Annotated in this window: 11 protein-coding genes and 1 pseudogene; 3 read left to right on the top strand and 9 right to left on the bottom strand. The window is 43.8% G+C overall.

The annotated features are described in order from the left end of the window. From H6F92_RS23110 to H6F92_RS23085, 6 genes and pseudogenes are all read right to left on the bottom strand, one after another. Window positions 1-257: helix-turn-helix domain-containing protein (locus H6F92_RS23110; protein ID WP_190356818.1), on the bottom strand; the 257-nt coding region annotated here is incomplete at its 3' end. Between the two features lie 582 nt (window positions 258-839). After that, window positions 840-1,109, bottom strand: a complete 270-nt coding sequence (locus H6F92_RS23105; RefSeq protein ID WP_158202255.1) for a hypothetical protein — start codon at window positions 1,107-1,109, stop codon at window positions 840-842. A gap of 138 nt (window positions 1,110-1,247) precedes the next feature. Then, window positions 1,248-1,530 (bottom strand): annotated as a pseudogene (locus tag H6F92_RS25485) (transposase); the annotation flags it as partial. 85 nt (window positions 1,531-1,615) lie between these two features. After that, a complete protein-coding gene (locus H6F92_RS23095) occupies window positions 1,616-2,512 on the bottom strand; it encodes a tRNA (5-methylaminomethyl-2-thiouridine)(34)-methyltransferase MnmD (protein ID WP_190359649.1) in 897 nt (298 codons plus the stop codon). After that, entirely contained in the window at window positions 2,472-3,266 is a 795-nt protein-coding gene (locus tag H6F92_RS23090) for an alpha/beta fold hydrolase (RefSeq protein ID WP_190359648.1), read from the bottom strand. The genes H6F92_RS23095 and H6F92_RS23090 overlap by 41 nt, the downstream gene beginning before the upstream one ends. A 236-nt stretch (window positions 3,267-3,502) precedes the next feature. Then, window positions 3,503-4,102, bottom strand: a complete 600-nt coding sequence (locus H6F92_RS23085; protein ID WP_002765257.1) for a superoxide dismutase — start codon at window positions 4,100-4,102, stop codon at window positions 3,503-3,505. Between the two features lie 647 nt (window positions 4,103-4,749). On the opposite strand from H6F92_RS23085, the gene psbH reads away from it, so the two are divergent. Together psbH and H6F92_RS23075 are read left to right on the top strand one after the other, a co-directional pair. Next, entirely contained in the window at window positions 4,750-4,944 is a 195-nt protein-coding gene (gene psbH, locus H6F92_RS23080; protein WP_002736544.1) for a photosystem II reaction center phosphoprotein PsbH, read from the top strand. Window positions 4,945-5,048: 104 nt separating this feature from the next. Further along, window positions 5,049-5,297, top strand: coding sequence for a TatA/E family twin arginine-targeting protein translocase (locus H6F92_RS23075; protein WP_002743526.1), 249 nt, complete (start codon window positions 5,049-5,051; stop codon window positions 5,295-5,297). Window positions 5,298-5,513: 216 nt separating this feature from the next. Here H6F92_RS23075 and H6F92_RS26625 read toward each other — a convergent pair whose 3' ends face one another. Then, window positions 5,514-5,639, bottom strand: coding sequence for a hypothetical protein (locus H6F92_RS26625; RefSeq protein ID WP_265795574.1), 126 nt, complete (start codon window positions 5,637-5,639; stop codon window positions 5,514-5,516). 200 nt (window positions 5,640-5,839) lie between these two features. On the opposite strand from H6F92_RS26625, the gene glgB reads away from it, so the two are divergent. Beyond that, a complete protein-coding gene (glgB, locus tag H6F92_RS23070; RefSeq protein ID WP_190359647.1) occupies window positions 5,840-8,119 on the top strand; it encodes a 1,4-alpha-glucan branching enzyme in 2,280 nt (759 codons plus the stop codon). A 337-nt stretch (window positions 8,120-8,456) separates the two neighbouring features. Here glgB and H6F92_RS23065 read toward each other — a convergent pair whose 3' ends face one another. Both H6F92_RS23065 and H6F92_RS23060 read right to left on the bottom strand, forming a co-directional pair. Next, window positions 8,457-8,858: a fasciclin domain-containing protein gene (locus H6F92_RS23065; RefSeq protein ID WP_002762406.1), complete on the bottom strand. Its 402-nt coding sequence runs from the start codon at window positions 8,856-8,858 to the stop codon at window positions 8,457-8,459. Window positions 8,859-9,038: 180 nt separating this feature from the next. Further along, complete coding sequence (locus tag H6F92_RS23060; RefSeq protein ID WP_338420916.1) at window positions 9,039-9,548, bottom strand: NAD(P)-dependent oxidoreductase; 510 nt, start codon at window positions 9,546-9,548, stop codon at window positions 9,039-9,041. Window positions 9,549-9,834: the final 286 nt, after the last annotated feature.

The following is a 9,834-nucleotide window of genomic DNA, read 5'->3' as shown; positions in this document are numbered from 1 at the left end:
TCTGTGGCTTTTTTATGATTTCCATTTTTTCTCCCATCTTCTAGACTTTCTAAATTGTTAGGATCGCCGTGAACACACCAAGGGGCGACCGTTTTGAGTGAACAGCCAATAAACTCAGCTATTTCTCGTTGAGTTTTTCCGTCGTTTAGCAAGAGAAACATTAAAATTCTTTCCCTAACCTCTGCTCTTTCTTCTTCTTTAAGAGCTTTTTGTAAGTTTTTCTTTTCTTCTAAGTCTAGGAAATCTTTGGCTGGCATAAGTAGGATTTTTCTCAAGTTACTATTTCTATTTTAGGTGGTTTAAGTGCGTTTTAGCTTAGTAAAAGCCTTGCTTTGCAAGGCTTTCAGGTGCTTAAAGCACAAATGTCTTGAAATTTCAGCTTTAACGATCGCTATCTTAGGTGTTATATATTTGTGGGGCTGAAGGGTGGACAGACTTGACAATCTAGCCATCACAATGCGAAGATGTGTGATGGGAGATTCTTGCTTCATAGGAACCTGCTTTTTGAGACGAGTCCCAACGAGTCTTATATTCTCTCCACAAGCTTAAACTCCTGACTGCCCATCAATATTTGTTGACAGGATTCTTATCCCTTCTGCTCTTAAATTGTTGGCCGCATTTGTGATAGGTCTTGCGTTCTGGACTTATTCATCTTTATATCATTTTTCAAAAGTAATGACAGACTTAGTTGATCACTCCAAAGTGCAATCCCTCTCGGAGAAAGGAACTGCACTTTCAGATGTTAGTCACGACTATTGAAAATTGGTATTAGCTATTTTTTCCTGGACTCTAGCCACTATTTTCAGAGATTGCTGTAATGGGGATTGGTTGACATCCGTTTAGGTGGATTGACTGGCCAGAAATTGTCGTTGATAGTCTAAAAACTCGCCATGCCATTCCGCAAAACGCCGCTCCCCATCTTTGACTAAAAATTGGCGGTAGGCTTCCGAGGAAATCCAAGGCTTTGTTGGACGTTGCTGGTCCCAACGAGCTTGGTATTCCGCCGTTGATTGACGGCAGTGGTTGTGATAATTTTGGTGCCATTCGCGATAGCGCCGTTCTCCATCCCGCACGAGGGCTTGGCGATAGGCTTCTGAAGATAGACTCATGGTGTTGCTCCTTTTCAAATCCCTTGATGGCTTGGCAAGAATTATAACACAATACGTGAACTACCCAGCACTGACGTCTCGTCAAGGTTTCTTTGCTATCTCAACTGCTGGATTTTGTGCCGCTTGGCGTTGCTACCCTTTTCTGCTATCGGTGATTTGAGCGTGAATTTTGGCTACTTTGATTTTTGCCTTTTCTCGATTCTTTGAGTCTTTCTGTTTTCTAGAAAGGCTTTTCCGATGCTCTTCGCCACCTCTGATCATGTTTCTTAAAATGCTTAGGATTAGACCCTTTATCGCCGTTGCTGGTAATTACTAGGCTACTAATTCCTAAGTCAATTCTGATGGCTTTATCTGTTGCGGGTAAGGGTTTAATAGTGGGATCATCAAATCTTATTGAGATATGCCAACGTCCAGAAGGATGTCATCTGACTGTTACTGTTAATTCTGGCGATTTTTGCTATTACAACCACAAAAGCCCGAATTCTCAGACATTTAACTACATATTCTCATTCCGAGATTTTGATCGAACTCACCGCTCTTTGCCAACGTTTTTTCCAGTGGCTAGTCGGTTCTAAGTCACAGAGAGCCTGTTCGCTGCGACGACGTTGTATGATAACTTCGGCTGGGTCGGTTAAAGTCGCATCTCGATAGGGAATAGCGGCTTTAGTTTGCAGATGTTCCCGTTCCTGTGCCGATAGAGATGGGGGTAAGGACAAAAAACTGGCTATTGTACCCGGCGATCGCCGCCCGACGCTATCGGTGGCTCCAATCTGCAATCCTGCTAATTGTAAAGCCCTTCGCACCGAGGCAGCACAGGAATAGGTGACTAAATAACCCGTCGGACTCAGACATTTCGCCACTAAAGCTAAAAACTCCACCGTCCACAGTTGCGGACATTTACCCGGGGAAAAGGGATCGAGAAAAATTGCCTCCGCTTGAAAACCCGCCTCAATCACCTTGGTTATCGTCTGTCGCGCATCCCCGATTAACAGTTTAGCGGTGAGATTAGGCAAGTCTAGCCGGTGATTATGGGCAAAATCATTTAAATATTCGGGAATTGGTTGACTCCAACTATTTAAGAGATTTTCTCTAATAGCTGCTAGGGGAACCATTCGATCGCTTTCTAAAGCTAATAATTCTACCCGACAATCCCCCCTAACTCGCCAAATGGCTGCTAAGGCTGCGGCGGCATTATACCCTAAGCCGTAACAAATGTCAAGAATTTTCAGATTATTGCTCTGGTCTGCTTTTGCTGCCAGACGACTGGAGAGGATAAATTTTTTCTCGGCCTCTTCCCTTGCCCCGGAGGTAGAATGATAACATTCGCCGAATTCGGTCGAAAAAAAGGTATAAGAACCATCCTCAGTGACTTTTTGCGGGTAGGCTTCGGGGGAGACAAGCATGGTGATGGAGAATGTCTTTGAGGTGAATATCGGTTTCCAGCAGGCAAGCATGACCACTATTGGGCAGAATCGTTAATTTTGCGGCGGGTAACTGCTGAATTAGTCGTTTAGCCTCCGCTACCGATGGTAACAGTCGGTCGCCTTGACTGGCTATCACTAACACCCCCAATTGCAGATCTTTTAACTCGCTGGCACTAACCTGAAACCGTTGTAACTGGGATAAACGCCAGCTAATCGTCTTCGGTGGGACGTATTGCATGGCTTTGAGGAGAGAGCGGCGATCTTCCCGGGATATTCGACCCAGAGCGGCCAGAAAGGGTAAAATAGTTAGTGCCGAGCTACCGTGGATGAAATCGGGCATCATCTGGGTGATACCGATTCCCAAGCTTAAAAGAGGTCTTTGATTAAAAGAAGAAGCAGGGTTAATTAAAATCAGTTTTCTGAGCAATTTTGGTGATTTTGTCGCTATTTTCAAGGCTAAACAGCCACCAAAAGACTCACCGCAGAGATAGACTTTTCTCGATTGTCCCTTTAATTCCTGGGCCAATAAAGCAATCACGCAATCGCTTAATTCCTCCCAATCACCGAGATATTGCGGGGAAATCGCCAAACAACGCAGATCGAAGTAAGGAGCAAGGTTTTTAATCTGACGATGGTATAGTTGGCCGCTGCCATCCATTCCGGGTAAAAATACAAACAGGGGATAATCGGGACGGGGATGACGGGGAATAATCCAACTGACAGGTTGTTCCATTGTGCAACAAGCGCGATCGATGTTAAAAAAGTTTTTTCTGGTTATCTATATTTAAGGATAATTAATATTAGAGAGATTTGCCAATTTCAATAGTAAGACTAACCCCCAACCTATGGATGGTTCCTCTCCGCTCCCCACCCCCTGATAACTGATAACTGATAACTGATAACTGATAACTGATAACTGATAACTGATAACTGATAACTGATAACTGATGAATTAACTGAGCCAAATTTTTAGGCCGCCGCTAAATTAGCAGCCACGAAATCCCAATTAACCAACTTGGTTAAAAAGTCGCTGATGTAATCGGGACGACGATTTTGGTAGTCGAGATAATAAGCGTGTTCCCACACATCCATAGTTAAGAGGGGAACCTGTCCGGCGGTTAAAGGATTGTCAGCGTTGCCGGTTTTGGTAACTTTGAGAGTACCGTTATCGAGAACCAACCAAGCCCAACCGCTACCGAATTGAGTAGCGCCGGCGGTTTTGAAAGCTTCGACAAATTTCTCGAAACTGCCGAAATCTGCGTTAATTTTAGCGGCTAAAGCACCGGTAGGCGCACCGCCACCACCCGGTTTCATGCAGTCCCAATAAAAGCTATGATTCCATGCTTGGGCGGCATTGTTGAAAACCCCAGCTTTAGAGGCATCACCAGCAACCTTAACGATAACTTCTTCTAAAGAGAGAGCATCGAGTTCCGTATCTTTGACCAAACCGTTATAGTTATTGACATAAGCGGCGTGGTGTTTGTCGTGGTGGAATTCTAGGGTACTTTTGGTGATACAAGGCTCTAAGGCAGTGTAATCGTAGGGTAAAGGGGGAAGTGTGTAAGCCATGTGTTCTCTGTATCCTCTCTTGAGAGCTTGTTTAAGGTAGTGTTGTTAACCTTTTGTCAGTATTCAGCTTGACCAAGACGAATACCGTTGCAATAAAACTTTACATCCTCGATCATAGCACCGAAGGAGACTTGATCAGTGATCACTGATCAGCTTTTTTCTCCCTTCTCCCTTCTCCCCGTCTCTCCCAAGTTTGGTGGGTAAAATGTATTCTAAGATACAGTCTTGCGGGCGAGGGAGTGGAACGAACCACTCCAGACACAAAGGACACAAAGATCGATCCTATGTAAGTTAAACTTATCACACAGAACCTAGAAGAGCCTCTCCCCCACCACCCTAACCCCAACCCCTCACTGATAACTGATAACTGATTACTGATAACTGAAAAATCACCCCAACCCCCATCGACCATCTCCTAAATCCTGAGAAGATCACCAAACAATGTTAAAATAATTCCCGTACTGTAGGCGCTTGCAGATTCTTGTGGGCGTGGCAGGGCAGGCGAAAAACGATTCCGTTCGGAATTAAACCAAAAAAGCTCCACTGGCAACAGCAGTAGATTTTATCTCACTGGGTTGACTGGTTGGCACTTCCTCAAATTACGGATCAATACAAAATTATCATTTACAGCTCTTTCTTGGTAACTTATGGCACAGCGTACACGCTTAGGTGAAATCCTTCGTCCCCTCAATTCAGAATATGGTAAAGTTTCCCCCGGTTGGGGAACTACCTTGCTGATGGGAGTGTTTATGGCTCTGTTTTTAGTCTTTTTGCTGATTATTTTACAGATCTATAACTCCTCCCTAATTTTAGAAGGATTTAATGTAGATTGGGGTCAGTAAGCAGATTCCAACAATCTTGTCGGCATTTTTGGCCGCAGAATTGTCCCTCGGACTTTAGCAGGTGGGTTATTGCCCACCGCGATTTTTTTATTAGGAGCAGAAAAATGAATATTTTTGGGATTGGATTACCAGAAATGGGGTTAATTCTCTTGATTGCCCTGCTAGTTTTCGGACCGAAAAAATTACCAGAAATCGGTCGCAGTTTAGGCAAAACGATTCGAGGATTTCAAGAAGCATCCAAGGAATTTGAAAGTGAATTTAAGCGAGAGGCCCAGCAGATTGAAGACTCGGTAAAAATCAAAGCTGAATTAGAAGAAAGTCAATCTCCTAGGGATCAAACTCGTTCCAGTTGACAACTGTGTAGAGATGTGTTGTAGGTCAAATTCGAGGCTATCCGCTAGATTAACATCGAGAATGACCAAATCGAGATTAAATTGGCAGTTTTACCAGCGGCCACCATTTCTACTTGTTAGTTTTTTTGACCGAGAAAGCGGTAAATCAGGTTTCGGAGCGCCGTCGGCTCTTCTCGACTTTGTGTGATAATTTTTGCTTATGGAACCCTGAAGTGCTTATTGGGCAAAACTTTTAGGACTATTTTGAAAGAAGAAACTATCGGTATAGACCTCGTTTCCACACAGAAACCAGAAGAGCCAATCGTCTTTAACGACGATAATTTTGGCAGCAGTCACAGCCATAGTTGAATGAGTAGGCAGTCCCGATGAAAAAATTTTCACCACCAGAGATGAAAGAGGTTTCTTTCCCTACACCCCACACCCCACACCCTACACCCTCTTTCAAGTCAGAATATATCATTAGTTTGAGAATTCCCAGAAGGCAAGGAAAAAATGACTATTTCCTTGCTATAAGTATTGTAGATGTCAAGAGTGGTAAATGAATGTCTATAGTGGTATCCCCCGAACAAGTCCATCAAATCGTCAACAACCTCCATCACGATCCCTTTGAGGTTTTGGGGGCCCATCCCCTAGAAGAAGAAGGAAAAGTCAATAAATGGGTTGTTAGAGCCTATTTACCGAAAACCACGGCCGCTTGGGTTATTTTACCGTCCCAAAGACAAGAATATCCCATGACGACCGCTTATCACCCCCATTTTTTCGAGTGCGTTATCGATATCGGTGAACTGAACAATTATCAATTACGCATCCACGAGGGAGAACAGGAACGGGTAATCTATGATTCCTATGCCTTCCGTTCTGCCAAACTGAGCGATTTTGATTTACACCTGTTTGGGGAGGGCAACCATCATCGCATTTATGAAAAATTAGGGGCGCATTTAGCCGAAATCGAGGGGATTAAAGGGGTTTATTTTGCCGTTTGGGCCCCTAATGCTCGCAATGTCTCGATTATTGGTGATTTCAATAACTGGGATGGTCGTGATCACCAAATGCGGAAACGTAATAATATGGTCTGGGAATTGTTTATCCCGGAAATCGGTGTTGGCACTAAATATAAATACGAGATCAAAAATTGGGAAGGTCATATTTACGAAAAATCTGATCCCTACGGTTTTGCCCAAGAAGTACGCCCGAAAACCGCCTCGATCGTGGCCAATTTAGATAGCTATACTTGGGATGATAGCGATTGGATGGAAAAACGCCGCCATAGCGATCCTTTAACTCAACCGGTTTCCGTTTACGAATTACACCTTGGTTCTTGGCTGCACACTTCTAGTGCCGAACCACCCCGTTTACTTGCCGGGGAAGGGGAAGCGGTTCCCGTGTCGGAATGGAACACTGGGGCGCGCTTTTTGAGTTACTACGAGTTAGCCCAAAAACTAATTCCCTACGTTAAAGAATTAGGTTACACCCATATCGAATTATTACCGATCGCCGAGCATCCTTTTGATGGTTCTTGGGGTTATCAAGTGACGGGTTATTTTGCCCCCACCAGTCGCTACGGCAATCCTGAAGATTTTATGTATTTTGTCGATCAATGTCACCAAAATGGCCTTGGTGTGCTAGTGGATTGGGTCCCCGGTCACTTCCCCAAAGATGGCCACGGGTTAGCTTTCTTTGACGGGACTCATCTTTATGAACACGGCGACCCGCGCAAAGGGGAACACAAGGAATGGGGAACCCTAATTTTTAACTACGGTCGCAACGAAGTCAGAAATTTCTTGGTGGCTAATGCTCTTTTTTGGTTCGATAAGTACCATATTGACGGTATTCGCGTGGATGCGGTGGCTTCTATGCTCTATCTCGATTATTGTCGTAAAGATGGGGAATGGGTGGCTAACGAGTACGGTGGCCGGGAAAATTTAGAGGCTGCGGAATTCCTGCGTCAAGTCAATCATGTAATTTTTAGCTATTTCCCCGGAATTCTCTCTATTGCCGAAGAATCCACCGCTTGGCCGATGGTGTCCTGGCCCACCTATATGGGCGGTTTAGGCTTTAATTTGAAGTGGAATATGGGCTGGATGCACGATATGCTCGATTATTTCGGCATGGATCCCTGGTTCCGTCAATTCCATCAAAATAATGTCACTTTTAGTATGTGGTATAACCACAGCGAGAATTATATGCTGGCTTTGTCCCACGATGAAGTGGTTCACGGCAAAAGTAATATGATTGGCAAAATGCCGGGGGATGAGTGGCAAAAATTTGCCAATGTCCGGGCATTATTTGGTTATATGTTTACCCACCCCGGCAAGAAAACCATGTTTATGAGCATGGAATTTGGCCAGTGGAGTGAGTGGAATGTTTGGGGTGATTTGGAGTGGGGTCTTTTGCAGTACGAACCCCATCAACAGCTAAAACGCTTTTTTACTGATTTGAACGCCACCTATAAGAGTGAACCTGCTTTATATACCCAGGATTTTGGTCAGGATGGCTTTGAGTGGATTGACTGTAGTGATAATAGTCATAGCGTCGTTTCTTTCCTGCGCTGGAGCAAAAATTGGCAGGAGTTTCTGGTGGTGGTCTGTAATTTTACTCCCCAACCCCACAGCCATTATCGCGTTGGTGTACCCCATCCCGGTTTTTATCAGGAAATCTTTAACAGCGATGCGGGTAAATATGGCGGTAGTAATATGGGCAACCTTGGCGGTAAATGGTCGGAGGAATGGTCCTATCATAGCCGTCCCTACTCGATTGATCTCTGTTTACCACCTTTAGGGGTTTTAGTTCTCAAAATCAGTCCTCATACTTCTGGGGAATAGGGAAGCTTTTTTCAGTGATCAGTAAACAGTAAACAGTGAACTGAAAACTAACATCTGATAACTGGTAACTGAGCTGCTATTACTGTCGAGATGGCTAATACTAAATCCGTTGAGTAACGCACAGAAAACGGGTTTCTCCGAGAAACCCGTTTTCTACAGATAATCAGTCTTTAATAACAGGATTTAGTCTGAACAGGTACAGACAAGAAAGTGCAGAAAGTGGGCATTTTCCTCCGGCGAGCATCAAAACCATAAACAAGCAAAAGTATCTGTATATTTAGTTACTAAATAAGACAGATTTGCCCTGGATGTGGACTGGGGAAAAGCCGGTCAAAAACTAACCCATCAGGATCACCGTATCGATGACGTGGATCACACCATTATCTGCCTCGATATTACCTGCGACCACCGTGGCATTTTTCACCTCAAAACCTTCGCTACAATCGACGGGAATCGGTGAACCCTCTAGAGAAGTCACTACGGCCAATTTTGCCAAATCTTCCTGCATATATTTGCCCGCAACGACGTGATAGGTGAGAATTCTGGTTAATTGGGGGATATTCTGCACTAGGGTTGTAATCGTCCCGGGTGGCAATTTCGCAAAAGCTTCGTCGGTGGGGGCAAAAACCGTGAAGGGGCCGGGACTTTTCAGGGCATCCACAAGATTAGCCGCTTGTACCGCCGTCACTAGCGTTTTAAAATTATCGGCACTGACCGCAATATCGACAATATCTGCCATAAACTTGACTCGATCCTTAAAAAAATCATCTATTTCAGATTTTAAACTTAATCTTGTCCCAAAGATCGTTCTAGGGATGGAGTGTGGGGTGTGGGGTGTGGGGTGTAGGGTGTAGGGTGTAGGGTGTAGGGTGTAGGGTGTGGGGTGTAGGGTGTGGGGTGTGGGGTGTGGGGAGTTTTCTCAGTGAAGTGATAACTGATAACTGATAACTGATAACTGATAACTGATAACTGATAACTGATAACTGATAACTGATAACTGATAACTGATAACTGATAACTGATAACTGATAACTGATAACTGTACTGCATCCTTTAAAGGATTTCCCTGTTCAAAGTCCGTAATACTAGTAATAGTGGTGTTAGCAATGGCGGAAATGGCCTCTTCTGTAAAGAACCCTTGATGAGAAGTAATTAAAACGTTGGGGAAAGATTGTAGTAGTTGAATATAGTCGTCTTGAATGATTGTGCCAGATAAATCCCGAAAGAAAAGGCTATCTTCCTGTTCGTAAACATCCAAGCCTAAAGAACCAATCTGACCCGATTTAATGCCATCAATCACCGCTTTGGTATCAATCAGTTTACCCCGACTGGTGTTAATTAGGGTGACACTAGGTTTCATTTGGGCAATGGTATCAGCATTAATTAAATAATGGTTTTCGGGTGTGAGAGGACAGTGTAGGGAAATAATAGAACTCTTGCAAATTAATTATATGTTATAGCGGTTCTCGCATCTGTGCGGCACACTTAAACCTTTGCTGATTAAGCTGTTCAGGATCGGGAATGTACCTCTTGTGAATCAGAAACGCTATATAATGATGGGTTAACTAATTTTCCCCAAAAAATTAGTTAATCAGTACATTCGTCCTGAATGAAAACTTGAAGTTTAACTTTTAACTCAAAACTCTTTAGAGCTGCTTTAATTTGGTTATCAAAACCTCTTTATTTAAGCGGCACAAACTATCTCAATTATAAAA

Source organism: Microcystis wesenbergii FACHB-1317, assembly GCF_014696875.1.
Taxonomy (GTDB): Bacteria; Cyanobacteriota; Cyanobacteriia; order Cyanobacteriales; family Microcystaceae; genus Microcystis; species Microcystis wesenbergii_A.
The sequence above is the reverse complement of the archived record's forward strand: the minus strand, read 5'-3'. Positions and strand labels throughout refer to the sequence as shown.